At 70.7% G+C, this 16,905-nt stretch carries 16 protein-coding genes and 1 riboswitch; of the genes, 11 read left to right on the top strand and 5 right to left on the bottom strand.

The genetic code is table 11. The annotated features are described in order from the left end of the window. Window positions 1-164: 164 nt before the first annotated feature. The 3 genes from glyA to gcvT all read right to left on the bottom strand — a co-directional run bounded on the left by glyA (window position 165) and on the right by gcvT (window position 3,026). On the bottom strand, window positions 165-1,424 hold the full coding sequence (gene glyA, locus ACFYV1_RS30870) for a serine hydroxymethyltransferase (RefSeq protein ID WP_389398913.1): 1,260 nt from the start codon (window positions 1,422-1,424) through the stop codon (window positions 165-167). Between the two features lie 33 nt (window positions 1,425-1,457). Next, window positions 1,458-1,832 carry a glycine cleavage system protein GcvH gene (gene gcvH, locus ACFYV1_RS30865; RefSeq protein ID WP_389398912.1) on the bottom strand — a complete coding sequence of 125 codons (375 nt, stop codon included), beginning with the start codon at window positions 1,830-1,832 and terminating at the stop codon, window positions 1,458-1,460. 78 nt (window positions 1,833-1,910) lie between these two features. Continuing rightward, a complete protein-coding gene (gene gcvT, locus ACFYV1_RS30860) occupies window positions 1,911-3,026 on the bottom strand; it encodes a glycine cleavage system aminomethyltransferase GcvT (protein WP_389398911.1) in 1,116 nt (371 codons plus the stop codon). Between the two features lie 149 nt (window positions 3,027-3,175). Beyond that, window positions 3,176-3,271: riboswitch (glycine riboswitch) on the bottom strand. 144 nt (window positions 3,272-3,415) lie between these two features. Between gcvT and ACFYV1_RS30855 the strand changes: the two genes are divergently transcribed. The 10 genes from ACFYV1_RS30855 (at window position 3,416) to ACFYV1_RS30810 (ending at window position 14,434) form a co-directional block, all read left to right on the top strand. Beyond that, window positions 3,416-4,093, top strand: a complete 678-nt coding sequence (locus ACFYV1_RS30855) for an AAA family ATPase (protein WP_389398910.1) — start codon at window positions 3,416-3,418, stop codon at window positions 4,091-4,093. Between the two features lie 681 nt (window positions 4,094-4,774). Next, a complete protein-coding gene (locus ACFYV1_RS30850; protein ID WP_389398909.1) occupies window positions 4,775-5,521 on the top strand; it encodes an enhanced serine sensitivity protein SseB in 747 nt (248 codons plus the stop codon). Between the two features lie 141 nt (window positions 5,522-5,662). Continuing rightward, window positions 5,663-6,451 (top strand): enhanced serine sensitivity protein SseB C-terminal domain-containing protein, encoded by a 789-nt coding sequence (locus ACFYV1_RS30845; protein WP_389398908.1) that lies wholly within the window; start codon window positions 5,663-5,665, stop codon window positions 6,449-6,451. A 213-nt stretch (window positions 6,452-6,664) separates the two neighbouring features. After that, a complete protein-coding gene (locus ACFYV1_RS30840) occupies window positions 6,665-8,332 on the top strand; it encodes an ABC transporter substrate-binding protein (protein ID WP_389398907.1) in 1,668 nt (555 codons plus the stop codon). An 85-nt stretch (window positions 8,333-8,417) separates the two neighbouring features. After that, a complete protein-coding gene (locus ACFYV1_RS30835; RefSeq protein WP_389398906.1) occupies window positions 8,418-9,422 on the top strand; it encodes an ABC transporter permease in 1,005 nt (334 codons plus the stop codon). A gap of 10 nt (window positions 9,423-9,432) precedes the next feature. Next, window positions 9,433-10,386 (top strand): ABC transporter permease, encoded by a 954-nt coding sequence (locus ACFYV1_RS30830; protein ID WP_389398986.1) that lies wholly within the window; start codon window positions 9,433-9,435, stop codon window positions 10,384-10,386. A gap of 6 nt (window positions 10,387-10,392) precedes the next feature. Further along, complete coding sequence (locus ACFYV1_RS30825; RefSeq protein WP_389398905.1) at window positions 10,393-11,391, top strand: ABC transporter ATP-binding protein; 999 nt, start codon at window positions 10,393-10,395, stop codon at window positions 11,389-11,391. Next, on the top strand, window positions 11,388-12,836 hold the full coding sequence (locus tag ACFYV1_RS30820; protein ID WP_389398904.1) for an ABC transporter ATP-binding protein: 1,449 nt from the start codon (window positions 11,388-11,390) through the stop codon (window positions 12,834-12,836). The genes ACFYV1_RS30825 and ACFYV1_RS30820 overlap by 4 nt, the downstream gene beginning before the upstream one ends. Window positions 12,837-12,882: 46 nt before the next feature. Next, window positions 12,883-13,560: a trimeric intracellular cation channel family protein gene (locus ACFYV1_RS30815; protein ID WP_389398903.1), complete on the top strand. Its 678-nt coding sequence runs from the start codon at window positions 12,883-12,885 to the stop codon at window positions 13,558-13,560. A gap of 25 nt (window positions 13,561-13,585) precedes the next feature. Continuing rightward, window positions 13,586-14,434: a thioesterase family protein gene (locus tag ACFYV1_RS30810; protein ID WP_389398902.1), complete on the top strand. Its 849-nt coding sequence runs from the start codon at window positions 13,586-13,588 to the stop codon at window positions 14,432-14,434. A 28-nt stretch (window positions 14,435-14,462) separates the two neighbouring features. Here the strand turns inward: ACFYV1_RS30810 and ACFYV1_RS30805 are convergent, their stop codons facing one another. Then, on the bottom strand, window positions 14,463-15,035 hold the full coding sequence (locus tag ACFYV1_RS30805; RefSeq protein WP_389398901.1) for a TIGR03086 family metal-binding protein: 573 nt from the start codon (window positions 15,033-15,035) through the stop codon (window positions 14,463-14,465). Window positions 15,036-15,119: 84 nt separating this feature from the next. Between ACFYV1_RS30805 and ACFYV1_RS30800 the strand changes: the two genes are divergently transcribed. Next, window positions 15,120-16,226 (top strand): helix-turn-helix transcriptional regulator, encoded by a 1,107-nt coding sequence (locus ACFYV1_RS30800; RefSeq protein WP_389398900.1) that lies wholly within the window; start codon window positions 15,120-15,122, stop codon window positions 16,224-16,226. Here the strand turns inward: ACFYV1_RS30800 and ACFYV1_RS30795 are convergent. Beyond that, window positions 16,195-16,809, bottom strand: a complete 615-nt coding sequence (locus tag ACFYV1_RS30795) for a TetR family transcriptional regulator (protein WP_389398899.1) — start codon at window positions 16,807-16,809, stop codon at window positions 16,195-16,197. The two genes, ACFYV1_RS30800 and ACFYV1_RS30795, sit on opposite strands and share 32 nt — an antisense overlap. Window positions 16,810-16,905 lie beyond the last annotated feature (96 nt).

Below are 16,905 nucleotides of genomic sequence, written 5' to 3'. Positions count from 1 at the left end.
TCAAGGGCGGTGGTGGGCGAAGGGGGCGCGTGAGGCAATGCGCGGGTGCGTGGTGCTTACGTGGTGCGTGGTGCGTGGTGCGTACGTGGTGCGGGGCACCGCGCTCACGATCCAGTGTGCGCGGTGCCCCTTTTGTTTTGCTCCGGGATGTTACGGGAGATCCGTCACAGTCCAGGGTAGAGCGGGTGCTTCTCGGCCAGGGCGGTCACCCGGGCACGCAGCGCCGCCACGTCGTACGACGGCTTCAGCGCCTCGGCGATGATGTCCGCGACCTCGCGGAAGTCCTCGTCCTGGAAGCCGCGGGTGGCGAGTGCCGGGGTGCCGATCCGCAGACCCGAGGTGACCATCGGCGGCCGGGGGTCGTTCGGGATGGCGTTGCGGTTGACCGTGATGCCGACCTCGTGGAGACGGTCCTCGGCCTGCTGGCCGTCCAGCTCGGAGTTGCGCAGGTCCACCAGGACCAGGTGCACGTCCGTGCCGCCGGACAGGACGGAGACGCCGTGCTCGGTGACGTCCGCCTGGACCAGGCGCTCGGCCAGGATCCGGGCGCCGTCCAGCGTGCGCTGCTGGCGCTCCTTGAAGTCCTCGGAGGCGGCGACCTTGAAGGAGACCGCCTTGGCCGCGATGACGTGCTCCAGCGGACCGCCCTGCTGGCCGGGGAAGACCGCGGAGTTGATCTTCTTGGCGAGCTCGGCCGTGGAGAGGATCACGCCGCCGCGGGGGCCGCCGAGGGTCTTGTGCGTCGTGGTGGTGACGACGTGGGCGTGCGGCACCGGGTTGGGGTGCAGGCCCGCGGCGACCAGGCCCGCGAAGTGGGCCATGTCGACCATCAGGTACGCGCCGACCTCGTCGGCGATCCGGCGGAAGGCCGCGAAGTCCAGCTGGCGCGGGTACGCGGACCAGCCGGCCACGATCAGCTTCGGCTTGGACTCCTTGGCGAGCCGCTCGACCTCGGCCATGTCGACCTGGCCGGTGGCGTCGTCGACGTGGTACGCGACCACGTTGTAGAGCTTGCCGGAGAAGTTGATCTTCATGCCGTGGGTCAGGTGACCGCCGTGGGCCAGGTTCAGACCCATGATCGTGTCGCCCGGCTTGAGCAGCGCGAACATCGCGGCAGCGTTCGCCTGCGCGCCCGAGTGGGGCTGCACGTTGGCGTGCTCGGCGCCGAACAGCGCCTTGATCCGGTCGATCGCGATCTGCTCGACCACGTCGACGTGCTCGCAGCCGCCGTAGTAACGGCGGCCCGGGTAGCCCTCGGCGTACTTGTTGGTGAGGACGGAGCCCTGGGCCTCCATGACCGCGACCGGAGCGAAGTTCTCCGAGGCGATCATCTCGAGGGTGGACTGCTGGCGGTGGAGCTCGGCGTCGACAGCGGCGGCGACATCCGGGTCCAGCTCGTGGAGAGGGGTGTTGAGAAGCGACATCACTCGGTCCCTAGGGTCTTGATCAGCGCTTGGTCAGCCGGCGAATTTGGTGTACTCGTCCGCGGAGAGCAGGTCCTTCGGCTCCTCGCTGAGGCGCACCTTGAACAGCCAGCCGCCCTCGAACGGGGCGGAGTTCACCAGTGACGGGTCGCTGACGACGTCCTCGTTGGCCTCGATGACCTCACCGGAGACCGGGGAGTACAGGTCGCTGACCGACTTGGTGGACTCCAGCTCGCCGCAGGTCTCGCCCGCGGTCACCGTGTCACCGACCTCGGGGAGCTGGACGTACACCACGTCGCCGAGCGCGTTGGCCGCGTGCTCCGTGATGCCGACCGTCGACACGCCGTCCTCGGCGGCCGACAGCCACTCGTGCTCCTTGCTGTAGCGCAGCTGCTGGGGGTTGCTCATGACGTGAATTCTCCTGTACGCGGGGGGATGGTGTTGAACGGGACCAAGGTGCGGACGATCACGTCCGTCACCACGGGATCACTTCTGGCGCTTGTAGAACGGCAGCGCCACGACCTCGTACGGCTCGTGGGTGCCGCGGATGTCGACGCCGACACCGGCGGTGCCGGGCGCGGCGTGGGCGGCGTCGACGTACGCCATCGCGATCGGCTTGCCCAGGGTCGGGCTCGGGGCGCCCGAGGTGACCTCGCCGATGACCTCGCCGCCGGCGACGACCTGCATCCCTGCGCGCGGGACCCGGCGGCCCTCGGCGATCAGGCCGACGAGCTTGCGCGGAGGGGCGGTCTCGGCGCGCTCGGCGGCGGCGGTGAGCGCCTCCCGGCCCACGAAGTCGCCCTCCTTCTCGAACTTCACGACCCGGCCCAGGCCCGCGTCGAACGGGGTGAGCGCGGTCGTCAGCTCGTGCCCGTACAGCGGCATGCCCGCCTCCAGGCGCAGCGTGTCCCTGCAGGACAGGCCGCACGGGATCAGGCCGACGGGCGCGCCCGCCTCCGTCAGCGCCTGCCAGAGCTTCTCGGCGTGCTGCGGCTCGACGAAGAGTTCGAAGCCGTCCTCGCCGGTGTAGCCGGTACGGGCGATCAGCGCCGGGACGCCGGCGACGGTGCCGGGCAGGCCCGCGTAGTACTTCAGGCCGTCCAGGTCGGCGTCCGTGAGGGACTGCAGGATGCCGGGGGACTGCGGGCCCTGGACGGCGATCAGCGCGTACGCGTCACGGTCGTCGCGGACGACGGCGTCGAAGCCCTCGGCGCGCTCGGTCAGGGCGTCCAGCACGATCTGGGCGTTGCCGGCGTTGGCGACGACCATGTACTCCTGCTCCTGGAGCCGGTACACGATCAGGTCGTCGAGGATGCCGCCGTCCGTCCGGCAGATCATCGTGTAGCGGGCGCGGCCGAGGCCGACGGTGCCGATGTTGCCGACCAGCGCGTGGTTCAGCAGGTCGACGGCCTGCGGGCCGATGACGGTGATCTCGCCCATGTGGGAGAGGTCGAAGAGGCCGGCCGTGGAACGGACGGCGAGGTGCTCGTCGCGCTCGCTGCCGTACCGCAGGGGCATGTCCCAGCCGGCGAAGTCGGTCATGGTCGCGCCCAGCGACCTGTGCAGGGCGTCGAGTGCGGTCAGACGGGGGGCATTGCTCATGGATGTGGCTCCCAGGGCATGGCTACGAGGACAATCCTCCCCATCTGTCATCGGAACCTGAGAGGTTCGCCCCGACTACGCGTACGGGTAGTCGTGACTTGCACCTTGGGTGGAGCCGCTCGAACACGGCTCGCTTTTCAGATCTGCCTCATCGCTACGCGGTACGGGGCCTGAGAGATTCAAGGGAGGAACTTGCTCCTTCGGCGCCCGCCACAGGGTGGCCGGGACTCTCCCGCGCGGATTCAAGCGGCCGGTATGCAGTTGGCGCGCACATCATTGCACGCATCGGGGAAGAGTGGAGCGAGAGGCCGCCCTGAAATCACTTGAGCCGCATTACCAATTCTTTACACTTCATGGGCAAGGGTGTGGGATGACCCGAAGGGGGAGGCATGACGTTGCAGCCGTCCGGTGCATACGCCACGACCACGGGGGCGCCCGCGCCGCCGGGCATGAAGGCCGTCCCAGCACCGGCCCAGGCGGCGCCGCCGTCACTCGTCCCGGTTCTGCGGGACCTGCGTGAGCGCGCCGGGCGCGGCCCGCACAGCCTGCTCTTCGCCGCCGGTGACGTGGTGGTCGTGTCGGGTCTTCCCGGCAGCGGCAAGTCCACGCTGATGCGGCGCGCCGCCCAGGGCCGCGGCATCGACTCGCAGGACACCCGCGACCGCTGGGACGCGGTCGCGCCGCGCTTCCTGCCGTACGCGGTCTACCGCCCGCTGGTCCGGCTGGCGCACTACGCGGGACTGCGGCGCGCCCTGCGCTCGGGCGAGAGCGTCGTCGTCCACGACTGCGGCACGCAGGCGTGGGTCCGGCGCTGGCTCGCCCGCGAGACGCGGCGGCGCGGCACGTCCCTGCACCTGGTGCTGCTCGACGTGACCCCCCAGGTGGCCCGCGCGGGCCAGCGCGAGCGCGGGCGCGGCGTCTCCGGCTACGCCTTCGCCCGCCACCGCCGGGCCGTGTCCCGTCTGGTCACGGACGCGGAGGCGGGGCGGCTGCCGTGGGGGTGCGCGTCGGCGGTCCTGCTGGACCGTGACGCGGCGGGGGCGCTGAGGCGGTTGGGGTTCGGGTGAGCGCGAGGCGGGCGGTGCGGGTCCGTTGACGCGGGACGATCGTGGTGCCTGCGTCCGATCCGCGATGTCGGGCTGCGACTCGCGGATTACCCGGCCGGGTCGCCGTGGCCCGTGGTCGTGGTGATCGCAGGGCCGCCCGGCCCTTCACCCGGCCGTGGACGGTCGGACCGCCGCGCCCCGGTCTGGATCGGGCCCGATCAGTGAGCAGGCGGAGGCTCTGGTGCGTGCGACCGCGAGGCGGAGGGCGGAGTCCACGCGGAGGGCGCATCTCTCGTGCCCGGAGGGCTACTGAGGAGTCGGCGACGGGCGGCAACGCGGCGTGGGGGTACCTCCCGTGCCGAAGGCCGGGCGCGCGAGCCCGACGTGATCCGAACGAGAGGCCCTGACCGGCCCCTCAGCGGTGTGCCCGGGTGCGGTGGCCTCGATCGCCGGCCGGGCTGAATGCCGCTGCGCGGCGTCCAGCCCCGCGGCGCAGGCGCACCCTGCCTCGCCGGTGGTGCCGCTCCTGCGCCTGGCGAGGTGTGGGGTTCCAGGCGGCGCCTCCGGATCAGAGGGGCGGGGCGGGGACCGCGGCGGCCCCCGCGACCTCCCACGGCGCTAAGGTCGGGGGCGGGCATGCCCCGCGCGACCGGGCAGGGGCAGCAACAGCACCTACGCACGTACGAAGGACGATCGCGCGCAATGGACATACCGCCCCCCGCCTGGCCCGCCAACGAGCTCGAAGAGGTGCTCGCCGCCTCCCTCGGCAATCCCGCGGCCGGAGGCCGCCTCGTCGAGGTGCTCGGCCGCAGCCCGATATGGATCCCGCTCCCGAACGGCGGCGGCCCGGACAGCCGGGACCTCGATCTCCCCACCATGGAGATCGACGGCGGCGCCTTCGTCCCCGTCTTCAGTTCCGAGCAGCAGTTCCTCCAGTGCGCCGGCGCGCAGATGTCGTTCACCGTCGCCCCCGCCAGGGACTTCGCCCGCGGCCTGCCCCCGCAGCTCGGCATCGCGGTCAACCCCGGCGGCGCCGTCGGCGTCCCCCTGCCACCGCCCGCCGTCGCGGAGCTGTGCCGGGCGGGGCGGACGCCCCTCGACGGTGCTGCTTCCGGCGGCCGGGTCCGGCTGTTCGAGCCGGACTGGAAGGAGGAGCCGGTCGACTTCCTCGCCGCGGCCGCGGGCGAGTTCGAGAGCACGGGCATCGTGTCGACCGCCCGTCGCGCGCTGGCGTCCATCGAGGGCGGCGCGCCCACGCTCTTCGTCGGTGTCCAGCTCCTGTGGACGGGCGTCGACGGCAACGCCCCCATGGACGCCCTGGGCAGGGCCCTGGGCCGGGTCGAGGTCCCGTGGCCGGTCAACCTGGTGCTGCTCGACGTCGCGCAGGATCCGGTCGGCGACTGGATGCTCGAGCGCGTGCGGCCGTTCTATCAACGACAGCACGCGTAGTGGTCAAGTCATTGCCGTAACGGCCGATTAAGCTGGTTTGATGGCCTGACCAGCCTGACAGGGGCCGCGCGCGGAACGCCGCGCGGAGCCGCTGCGCGTGGCGTCGGGTGAAACGGTGGGACCGAAGAGGGGCGGAACAGGGTGAGTGCGTCAGGCACCGCGGCGGCCGGGCAGGTCGAGCACATGCTGCGCCAGGTGACTCCGGGCCGCTACGACGCGTACGAGGCGCTGCTGCACGCCCTCGCCGACCCCTCGGGCGGCCGGATCTGGATGCTGCTGTGGCACGGGCAGCCCGGCTCGACCGACGCCCAGTACGGGAACATGGAGGTCGACGGCGTCTGTTACGCGCCGTGCGTCACCTCCGCACAGGAGCTCGCCGTCTCCGGCTGGAACCGCGCCCACGAGGTGACGAGCGGCCGTGACATCGCCCGCGCCCTCTACCCGGACCGCTGGGGGATCTGGCTCAACCCGCACGCCCCGGGCGGCGGCGTCGGAGTTCCGTGGCTGGATCTGCGCCGTATCGCCACGGGCCTGGACCGGATGCCGGCGGGACCGCTGCGGCTGTCCGACCCGGCGATCGAGATCCCGCAGTTCTACGCCCTGCTCACGCAGAACGCCCACCGCACCCCCGCCGTCCGCTCCTTGCGGCGCGCCTGGGTGCAGCCCGCGATCGGCCCCGCGTACCTGGCGATCGGCCTGGACCTGTACGACACCGCGCCGCAGTCGGTCGACGCGGTGCGCGCGATGATGCAGCAGTCCGTCGCCGCGGTGCCGGACGGCCTGCCGGTGTCGACGGTCGCCATGTCCGACGAGTACGACCCGGTCACCATGTGGATGCGGGTCAACGCCCGGCCGTTCTACGACCGCGACGCCCACGCCGGGCCGCCGGTCGCCGGCGGTTACGGCTACCCGCCCCCGCACACCCGCTGAGCTGCGACGCCGCATCGGACGGCCGGAAACGAACGCCGCCAGATGTCAAGGGCGTCAACTCGACGGGCAAGGATGTCCCGTATCTGACCGGTTTGTTGAGTGTCCGGGTCTCGAGTAGGTATCACCGCTATCCGGACTGTTCTCCCAAGTGTCTCCCGTCTGTAGTGTTCGGCCGTCAAGACCTCTCCCACGGCGGAACCTCGGGGTGGACCCATGCGAATATTCAAGTCCGGAGCTGTCCGGGCGATCACGGCGGCGGTGGCCGTCGGCCTGATCGCCACCGGCTGTGCCAGCGAGCGGGGCGAAGGGGACAAGGGGGGCGCCAAGGACACCTTCGTGTTCGCCGGCGCCGGCGACCCCGGTTCTCTCGACCCGGCGCTCGCGAGCGACGGTGAGACCTTCCGGGTCACCCGTCAGGCCTTCGAGGCCCTGCTCGAGCACGAGTCGGGCGGCAGCAAGCTCGTCGGCGGCCTCGCCGAGAAGTGGTCGAGCGACCCGGCCGGCAAGGTGTGGACGTTCAACCTGCGCAAGGGTGTGAAGTTCCACGACGGAGAGGCGTTCAACGCCGCCGCGGTCTGCGCGAACTACGACCACTGGTTCAACTGGAAGGGCACCTACCAGTCGAGCGCGGTCTCCTACTACTGGCAGACCATCATGGGCGGCTTCGCCAAGAACGAGGACAAGGAAGCCCCCAAGCCGAACTACAAGTCCTGCACGGCGAAGGACGAGAACACGGCGGTCATCGAGGTCAACGAGCCCTCGGCGAACCTGCCCGGCGGCTTCTCCCTCCAGGCGCTGGCGATCCACTCGCCGAAGGCCATCAAGGAGTACGAGAAGCAGGACGCGACCGCCAAGGGCGACGCGATCACGTACCCCAAGTACAGCCAGGAGGCCGGCACGGTCGCCGGTACCGGCCCGTACAAGATCATGAAGTGGAACAAGGGCAACAAGGAAGTCACCCTTGAGCGCTTCGACGACTACTGGGGCGAGAAGGCCAAGATCAAGAACCTGGTCTTCCGCACGATCGACACCGAGGCCGGTCGCCGTCAGGCGCTCCAGGCCGGTGACATCGACGGCTACGACCTCGTCGCGCCGGCCGACATCAAGACGCTCGAGGGCGAGGGCTACCAGGTCCCGACCCGTGACGTCTTCAACATCTTCTACGTCGGCATGACGCAGTCGAAGAACCCCGCGCTGAAGAAGCCCGAGGTCCGTCAGGCCATCTCGCACGCGATCGACCGCGAGGGCATCGTCAAGACGCAGCTGCCCGAGGGCGGCAAGGTCGCGACCCAGTTCATGCCCGACACCGTCGCCGGCTACTCGGACAAGGTGAAGACGTACCCGTTCGACACCGCCAAGGCCAAGGCGCTCCTCAAGCAGGCGGGTGAGGAGAAGCTCCAGCTCGAGTTCTGCTACCCGACCGAGGTGACCCGCCCGTACATGCCTGCTCCGCAGGACATGTTCGAGCGCATGAAGGCCGACCTCGAGAAGGCCGGCATCACGGTCACCCCGAAGGCCATGAAGTGGGCCCCGGACTACCTGGACGCCACCGAGGCCGGCTCCTGCGCCCTGCACATGCTCGGCTGGACCGGTGACTTCAACGACGGCTACAACTTCATCGGCACCTGGTTCGCCGGGCCGGACAAGCAGTGGGGCTTCAACGACAAGAAGGTCTTCGACGCGGTGAACGCCGCCTCGAAGGTCACCGACCCCGCCGCCCGCGTCGACGCCTACAAGAAGGCCAACGAGACGATCATGGAGTACGTCCCGGGCGTCCCGATCTCGGCTTCCCCGCCGGCGATCGCCTTCGCCAAGAACGTCAACCCGCCGAAGGTCTCCCCGCTGACGCAGGAGAACTTCGCCGAGGTCTCCTTCAAGTAATCGCTCACCAGCGGGTCCGCCCGGCCACAGAACCTCGGTGGCCGGGCGGACCCGCATCGACGCACGTAAGAAAGGGGCACGCGGGGTGCTGCGACTCGTCGTACGAAGACTGCTTCAGCTCATACCCACCCTGCTCGGCCTGTCGGTTCTGCTCTTCCTCTGGCTGAACCGGCTGCCCGGCGGACCCGCCTCAGCGATCCTGGGCGAGCGGGCGACCGAAGCCGAAGTGGCGCGCATCAACCGGGCCCTCGGGCTCGACCAGCCCGTCTACGTCCAGTACTGGCGCTTCATCAAGCGCATCTTCGAGCTGGACCTCGGCACATCCACCCAGACCGGCCAGCCGGTGTGGGACGAGTTCGCGACGCGCTTCCCCGCGACCGTGGAACTCAGCATCGTCGCGATCATCATTGCCATCGTTGTCGGAATCCCGATGGGTTACCTGGCGGCCAAGCGCCGTGGCGGCTGGCTCGACGTGGCCTCCGTCTCCGGGTCGCTGATCGGCATCTGTATCCCGGTGTTCTTCCTCGCCCTGATCCTCAAGGGCGTCTTTGCCGTCAGCCTGAACTGGTTCCCGAGCTACGGCCGTCTCGAGACCGGCCTCGACGCCACGAGCGTCACCGGATTCGCGGTCCTCGACGGCCTGCTCACCGGTGAGTTCGACGCCAGCCTGGACGCGCTCCACCATCTGGTCCTGCCCGCCATCGCGCTCTCCTCCATCCCGCTCGCCGTCATCGTGCGCATGACCCGGGCCAGCGTGCTGGAGGTCCTCGGTGAGGACTACGTCCGCACGGCGGAGTCCAAGGGCCTCGACAAGCGCGTCGTGCGCGGCCGTCACGTGCTGCGCAACGCGCTGCTGCCCGTCGTCACCGCCGTTGGTCTGCTGACCGGAAGCCTGCTGTCGGGTGCGGTGCTGACCGAGTCGGTCTTCTCCTTCAACGGCATCGGCAACTTCATCCGCACCTCGATCGACGCCCGCGACTACCCGGTGCTCGTCGGGTTCATCCTCTTCATCGCGATGGTGTACGTCCTCATCAACCTGCTGGTCGACCTCGCGTACAGCATCATCGACCCGAGAGTGCGGGTGCACTGACGTGACGACCATGACGAAGAAGGCCGACAAGATCGATCGGCTCGCCGAGCTGATGCAGACGTCGGAGGCCACCAGCGGCGCCAGTCTGTGGCGCGAGGCCATGCGGCGACTGCGGGCCAGCAAGATGGCGATCATCGGTGCGGTGATCATCGCGCTGTTCGTGGTCCTCGCGATCGTCGGACCCTGGATCGCGCCGTACGGCCCGTCCGTCCAGACCTGGCGCGGCGAAGTGTTCGCCAACAAGGGCGAGTTCGTCGGCGCGCGCGACGGGAACTGGTTCGGCCTCGACCACCTGGGCCGCGACATGTTCTCCCGGATCCTCGTCGGTGCCCGGCAGACCCTGCTGGTCGGCGTGGTGTCGATGCTCATCGGCCTGATCGTCGGCGCGATCGTCGGCGTCCTGTCCGGTGCCGCCGCCACCCTCGGTGGCAGGTCGGGGCAGCGCATCGACACGGTGGTCATGCGCTTCACCGACATCATGCTCTCGCTGCCGTCGCTGCTGCTGGCGGTCTCGATCGCCGCGGTCATGGGCCAGTCCCTGACGACCGTGATGATCGCCGTCGGTGTCGTCCAGATCCCGATCTTCGCGCGACTGCTGCGCGGTTCGATGCTGGTGCAGGGCAGCTCCGACTACGTCCTCGCGGCCAAGGCGCTGGGTATCAGGAAGAAGCGGATCGTCCTCACCCAGATCCTGCCGAACTCGCTCAGCCCCGTGATCGTCCAGGCGACGCTCAGCCTCGCCACCGCGATCATCGAGGCGGCTGCCCTGTCCTACCTGGGCCTCGGCAACCCGGATCCGGCGATCCCGGAGTGGGGCGTCATGCTCGCCCAGGCCGAGCGGTTCTTCGACAACGCGCCCATGATGGCGGCCTACCCCGCCATCGGCATCATCATCACCGCCCTCGGCTTCACCCTGCTCGGCGAGGCCATGCGCGAAGCCCTCGACCCGAAGCTGCGAGGCTGAAGTCCCATGGCACTGCTCTCTGTTGAAGAACTCAGCGTCACCTTCACCGCCAAGGGCCGCAAGGACTCCACGGCCGTCGACGGCGTCTCCTTCGACGTCGACCAGGGTCAGGTCGTCGGCCTCGTGGGCGAGTCGGGCTGCGGCAAGTCCGTGACCTCGCTCGCACTGATGGGCCTGCTGCCGGCCAAGGGCGTGAAGATCGGCGGACGTGCCGTCTTCGACGGCCAGGACCTGCTGAGCCTGAACCCGGGCAAGCTGCGGGACATGCGCGGCAGCCAGCTGGCGATGATCTTCCAGGACCCGCTGTCCTCGCTGAACCCGGTCGTCCCCATCGGCGTCCAGGTCACGGAGATCCTCGAGCGCCACCGCGGTCTCAAGGGCGAGGCCGCCCGCAAGGAGGCCGCCAACCTGCTGGACCGGGTCGGCATCCCCGACCCGGACCGGCGGCTCAAGGAGTACCCGCACCAGCTGTCCGGCGGAATGCGCCAGCGCGCGCTCATCGCCATGGCGGTCGCCTGCGCACCCCGGCTGCTCATCGCCGACGAGCCGACGACCGCGCTGGACGTGACCATCCAGGCCCAGATCCTCGAACTGCTCAAGGAACTGGTCGACCAGGAGGGCACCGCCCTGCTGATGATCACCCACGATCTCGGTGTCGTGGCCGGCCTCTGCGACCAGGTCAACGTCCTGTACGCGGGCCGGGCCGTGGAGTCCGCGGGCCGCCGCGAGCTGTTCGCGCACCCCACCCACCCGTACGCGCACGGACTGCTCGGGTCCATCCCGCGCCTCGACGCGCCGCGCGGCGAACCGCTCAGCCCCATCCGCGGATCCATCAACGACCGGATCGCCTGGGCCGACGGCTGCGCCTTCGCGCCCCGTTGCGACCACTACACGATGGAGTGCCTGACCGGCACACCCGAACTGACCGAACCACGCGCGGCCGGACACCAGGTCCGGTGCGTCAACCCGGTCCTTCCCAAGCCCCAGGCGGAGGTCTCGGCATGAGTCTGCTCGAACTCGACGACGTGAAGGTCCACTTCCCGGTCAAGAAGGGCATCCTCTTCGACCGCACGGTCGGCCACGTCTACGCGGTCGACGGCGTGTCGCTCAAGGTCGAGGCCGGCCAGACGTACGGGCTCGTGGGCGAGTCGGGCTGCGGCAAGACGACGCTCGGCCGCAGCGTGCTGCGTCTGGTGGACATCACCGACGGCGAGGTCGTCTTCGACGGGACCGACCTGGCGAAGCTGCCGGAGGAGGAGATGCGCCGGTACCGCCGGCGTCTGCAGATGGTCTTCCAGGACCCGCTCGGCAGCCTCAACCCGCGGCAGAACATCGAGTCCATCCTCAGCGAGGGCATGGCCGCTCACGGGATCGGCAAGGACCAGGACGAGCGCCGGGAGAAGATCAAGGCGATCCTCGCCAAGGTCGGCCTGCCGACCAACGCGCTGTCGCGCTACCCGCACGAGTTCTCCGGCGGTCAGCGCCAGCGCATCGGCATCGCGCGTGCGCTGGTGCTCGAGCCCGACGTGATCATCTGCGACGAGCCGGTCTCGGCGCTCGACGTGTCGGTGCAGGCGCAGGTCATCAACCTGCTGGAGGACCTGCAGAAGTCGCTGGGCCTGACGTACCTGGTCATCGCCCACGACCTCGCGGTCGTCCGGCACATCTCGGACGTCATCGGGGTCATGTACCTGGGCTCCCTGGTGGAGGAGGCGCCGAGCGACGCGCTGTACGCCGGGCCGAAGCACCCGTACACCAAGGCGCTCATGTCGGCGGTTCCGGTGCCCGACCCGGAGGTGGAGGACCGCCGCGAGCGGATCCTGCTCCAGGGCGACCTGCCCTCGCCGGCCAACCCGCCGACGGGCTGCCGTTTCCACACCCGGTGCCCGTGGGCGCAGGACAAGTGCGCCGTCGAACGCCCTGTGCTGACGGACGTCGGTGACGGACACAAGGTGGCCTGCCACTTCGCGGCGGAGATCGAGGACGGCACCATCGGCCTGACCCGCCCGACGGGCATCGAGGCCGTGACGCAGACCGAGACGGTCGCCGCGGAAGGCCCCGAGGAGCCCGAGGCCGAGGTGCCCGCGGCCGAGGTGCCCAGGCAGGCGTCGCCGAAGGACGCGTCCGCGGAGGCGTCCGACGACGACAAGGCGTCGGACGACGACAAGGCGTCGGACGAGTCCGAGGAGTCGGAGAAGTCGGACGGGTCGACCGCGTCGGCCGACGGCGGTTCCTCGGACGCCGGGTCGGCGGACGACGCCCCGGCGGAGGACTCGGAGACCGAAGCGACGTCTCCCGGCCGGGACGGCGAGGCCGACGCGGACGGCGAGGCGCCGGACGCCTCCGAGGCCGCGGCGACCGATGCGCCGGCCGACGACGCCGACGCCTCGGACCCCGCCGACGCTCCGGAGTCGGACGCCTCCGAGGCGAAGTCCGGCACGACCGCCTGACGGACGCGCGCACATCTTGGAGCACCGGGCGTTGTAGAACTGTCCGGTGCTCCAAGAACTGTTCACGCCCTCCGTCCAGCACGCGCTCGAGCTCGTCGGCATCTTCGTCTTCGCGATCTCCGGCGCGCTGCTCGCCGTGCGCAAGAACTTCGACGTTTTCGGCATGGCGGTCCTCGCCGAGGTCACGGCGCTCGGCGGCGGTCTGCTGCGTGACCTGATCATCGGGGCCGTACCGCCGGCCGCCTTCACCGACCTCGGCTACTTCGTCACACCGCTGGTGGCGACCGGCCTGGTGTTCTTCCTCCACCCGCATGTCGAGCGGATCCAGGTGGCCGTAGGCGTCTTCGACGCGGCCGGCCTCGGTCTGTTCTGCGTGACGGGAACGACCAAGGCGTACGAGTACGGCCTCGGTCTGACTTCCTCCGCCACCCTGGGGCTCGCCACGGCCGTCGGCGGCGGCGTGCTGCGCGACGTGCTCGCCAACGAGGTGCCGTCGCTGCTGCGCTGGGACCGCGATCTGTACGCGGTGCCCGCGATCGTGGGCGCGGCGATGGTCGTGGTGTGCATCCGGTTCGAGGCGTTGAACCCGTTCACGAGCGGGCTGGCCGCGGTGACCGCGTTCACCCTGCGGCTGCTGGCGATGCGCTACCACTGGCGCGCTCCGAGGGCCTGGAACCGGCGCTCGGCGGCGAGCGAGGAGGAGCAGGGCAAAGCTACCGCTTAGTAGTTGTTTGTTGTACGGTACCGGCATGGCAGAAGCAGCGACCCGGGCGACCGTCGGCAACAGCGAGTTCGACCGCGACACGGCGATCACCCCCCGCGGTGCGGGCGTCTACGACGCGGAGCTCTCGGCGGGCTGGACGATCATCCACGCCGTCAACGGCGGCTACCTGCTGGCACTGCTCGGACGGGCACTCGGCGACGCGCTGCCGCACCCCGACCCGTTCTCGGTGTCCGCGCACTACCTCACGGCCTCCCGGCCGGGCCCCGCGGTGATCCGCACCGAGACCGTCCGCACCGGGCGCACCCTCTCCACCGGCCAGGCGTCCCTCTTCCAGTACGAGGACGACGGCACCGAGGTCGAGCGCATCCGGGTGCTGGCGACGTACGGCGATCTGGACTCGCTGCCGGACGACGTCCGCACCGCCGCCGAGCCGCCGCTGATCCCGCCGTACGAGCACTGCCTCGGCCCGGCCGACGGTCCCGCGCCCATCCCCGGGAGTTCGGCGATCACCGAGCGGCTGGACATCAAGCTGGACCCGGCGACGGTCGGCTGGGCGATCGGCGCCCCGTCGGGCAAGGGCGAGATGCGCGGCTGGTTCGGCCTCGCGGACGGGCGCGACGCGGACCCGCTGTCGCTGCTGCTGACCGTGGACGCGCTGCCGCCGACCTCGTTCGAACTGGGCCTCACCGGCTGGACCCCGACGGTCGAATTGACCGCCCACATCCGCTGCCGCCCGGCCCCCGGTCCCCTCCGTGTCTCGATCACTACGCGCAACCTCGCGGGCGGCTTCCTCGAGGAGGACGCGGACGTCTGGGACTCGGCCGGCCGTCTCGTCGCCCAGTCCCGGCAGCTCGCGAAGGCCCCCCGGAGCTGACGCGACGGCCCCGAGCGCGCCGGCCGGATCACACCGCGCGCCCCAGCCACGCCGCCAGCCGGCCATAGGCGTCCGCGTCCGCCGGTGCCTCGCGCACCGCCGCGAACGGCACACCCTCGCCGCGCCGGTCCTCGGGCAGTGCCTGCCGTGCCATGGGCAGGACGGCGATGGCCAACTCCTCGTCCAGCGGCAGCGGGTGTCCGAGGGCCTGGGACAGGTCCCAGGTGTGCGTCAGGGTCTCCATCACATAGCCCCCGACCACCGCCGCTCCCGGCACCCGGCCCCACGGGGCGGTGTACTCACCGGCGAGTTTCGCGTCGTCGGCCCAGGCCGTCGTCGCCCGCCGCTGGATGTCCTCGTAGGCGGAGTTCCATCCGTCGTCCGCCACGCCGTCCGTCTGTGTCCGCACCGCCATGCCGTCGCCGCCCTCGCCGATCACCGCGAACCGGCGGGTGGCGCCGACGACATGGGACAGCAGTTGCCGTACATCGAACTCGGCGCACGGGGTGGCCCGGTCGAGATCCTCGGCCGTGACGGTCTTGAGCAGGCCCGTGAACTGGGCGGCGGCGCGGGCGTACTGGGTGCGCGGGTCGTTCGTCATGTCCGGCTCCTTCGGTCGGTGCGGGTTACGGGAGGCACGATGCCCGGTTAACCTGACACCCCCCGTCAGGTATTCGGAGGGCCCGTGAAGTCGGACCGGCTGCTGTCGATCCTGCTGCTCCTGCAGACCCGCGGCCTCGTCCCGGCCTCCGAACTGGCCCAGCGGCTCGAGGTCTCCGTACGCACCGTCTACCGCGACGTCGAGGCACTGTCGGCCGCAGGGGTCCCGGTGTACGCCGAACGCGGCCGGCATGGCGGAATCGCGCTGCTGCCCGGATACCGCACCGATGTCACCGGGTTGACGGCGGACGAGTCCCGCGCGCTGTTCGTCCTCGCCGCGCAGGGCGCTCACCACGCCCTGGGACTCCAGAAGGCCCTCGGTTCCGCGCTGCGCAAGGTGATGGCGGCGCTGCCGGAGCCGCACAGGCCCGCCGCCGAGCTGACCAGCCGTCGCGTTCTCGTCGACCCGGACCGCTGGATGGCCGCCCCCAGGACGGCGGTCGAGCTGGACACCCTCAGCCCCGCGGTCTTCGCCGACCGGAGGCTGCGGCTGCACTACCGCCACAGCGGTACGACCCGGCCCCGCGGGTACACCGTCGATCCGTACGGCCTCGTCGTGAAGGCGGGTGTCTGGTACCTGGTGGCCGACCACCGGGGCGAGCCCCGGCTGTACCGCGTCGACCGGGTGCGCTCCGCACGGGCGACCGAGGAGCCGGTGCGGCGCCGGCCGGGGTGCGAACTGGCGGACGTGTGGGAGGTGCTGCGCCGCCAGGTGGAGGAGCGCCCGGCAGGGGAGCGGGTCGTCGTGCTGGTGAGGGACGAGCGGCTGGACCTGTTCCTGCGCATCCAGGCGGCCCAGGTGGCGGGCGTCGCGGAGCCGCACGGGGACGGCTGGTCGAGGGTGCCGCTCCTGCTGCCGGCTCCGGGGGCGGTGCGCACACTGCTGGCGTTCGGCGAGAGCGTCGAGGTACTGGAACCGGCGGAGGCGCGCGAGATCCTCGCGGAGGCGGCCGCCGCCGTCGTGGAGATGTACCGGGGCGGCACCGGTGGTGAGCCCGTGGCGGGGGACCGGGGCGGCACCGGTGGTGAGCCCGTGGCGGGGGACCGGGGCGGCACCGGTGGTGACCCCGTGCCGGGGGACCGCGGCGACGGTACGCCGGTCAGTCCAGCCAGTGGTTGCGCCCCAGGGTGATCAGCCGGAGCCGGCGGCGCGCCGACGCGGCCACCTGCTCCTCGCCGCCGGGCCCGGCCTCCAGGAAGTACGAGGCCGTCATCACCATGTGGTCGACGTACACGCCCGCGAGCATCCGCAGGTCCTCCTCGCTCCAGCCCGCCGACTCCGGTTCGCGGGCGAACGCGGCCGCGACCTCGTCGCCGAACCGGTCGAGCTGCTCGCCTATCGCCGCCCGGACGGCAGCCACGCCGCCGTGCCGTTCGCGGGCGATGAACCGGACGTGGGCGGGGGACGTGCGGACGAGTTCGGCCACGAGCGCGACGGTGCGTACGATCCGGGCCTCGTCGTGCGGCTCCCGCAGCGCCTCCCCGATCATCACGTGGAGGCTGCCGAGCGCTTCCTCCACCAGTGCCACACCGAGATCGGCCATGTCGCGGAAGTGCCGGTAGAACGCGGTCGGGGCGACGCCCACGCCGCGGGTGACCTCACGCAGCCCGAGGCTGCTCAGGCTCTGCTCCTCCAGCAGGTGAAGCGCGGCGTCGAGGAGGGCCTGACGGGTCCTCTGCTTCTGGGCCGTGCGGCTGGCCACGGTGTGACTCATGACATTCAGTAAACAACCGTTCCCCGGATTGAGGAAGACTAGACTCGGCAGTCAGTGAACAGTCGTACCTACAAGTGTTCACCGAGAAGTCGCCGA

The sequence above is a fragment of the Streptomyces sp. NPDC003023 genome, assembly GCF_042888225.1.
Taxonomy (GTDB): Bacteria; Actinomycetota; Actinomycetes; order Streptomycetales; family Streptomycetaceae; genus Streptomyces.
Note: the sequence above shows the minus strand (reverse complement) of the source record. Positions and strands in the feature narration are given on the sequence as shown.

Excerpts from the sequence above, each read along its gene's own strand:
- gcvH (WP_389398912.1), bottom strand. The coding sequence starts at position 1,832 with ATGAGCAACCCCCAGCAGCTGCGCTACAGCAAGGAGCACGAGTGGCTG.
- ACFYV1_RS30850 (WP_389398909.1), top strand. The coding sequence starts at position 4,775 with ATGGACATACCGCCCCCCGCCTGGCCCGCCAACGAGCTCGAAGAGGTG.
- gcvT (WP_389398911.1), bottom strand. The coding sequence starts at position 3,026 with ATGAGCAATGCCCCCCGTCTGACCGCACTCGACGCCCTGCACAGGTCG.
- ACFYV1_RS30840 (WP_389398907.1), top strand. The coding sequence starts at position 6,665 with ATGCGAATATTCAAGTCCGGAGCTGTCCGGGCGATCACGGCGGCGGTG.
- ACFYV1_RS30820 (WP_389398904.1), top strand. The coding sequence starts at position 11,388 with ATGAGTCTGCTCGAACTCGACGACGTGAAGGTCCACTTCCCGGTCAAG.
- ACFYV1_RS30825 (WP_389398905.1), top strand. The coding sequence starts at position 10,393 with ATGGCACTGCTCTCTGTTGAAGAACTCAGCGTCACCTTCACCGCCAAG.
- glyA (WP_389398913.1), bottom strand. The coding sequence starts at position 1,424 with ATGTCGCTTCTCAACACCCCTCTCCACGAGCTGGACCCGGATGTCGCC.
- ACFYV1_RS30830 (WP_389398986.1), top strand. The coding sequence starts at position 9,433 with ATGACGAAGAAGGCCGACAAGATCGATCGGCTCGCCGAGCTGATGCAG.
- ACFYV1_RS30805 (WP_389398901.1), bottom strand. The coding sequence starts at position 15,035 with ATGACGAACGACCCGCGCACCCAGTACGCCCGCGCCGCCGCCCAGTTC.
- ACFYV1_RS30795 (WP_389398899.1), bottom strand. The coding sequence starts at position 16,809 with ATGAGTCACACCGTGGCCAGCCGCACGGCCCAGAAGCAGAGGACCCGT.
- ACFYV1_RS30810 (WP_389398902.1), top strand. The coding sequence starts at position 13,586 with ATGGCAGAAGCAGCGACCCGGGCGACCGTCGGCAACAGCGAGTTCGAC.
- ACFYV1_RS30855 (WP_389398910.1), top strand. The coding sequence starts at position 3,416 with ATGACGTTGCAGCCGTCCGGTGCATACGCCACGACCACGGGGGCGCCC.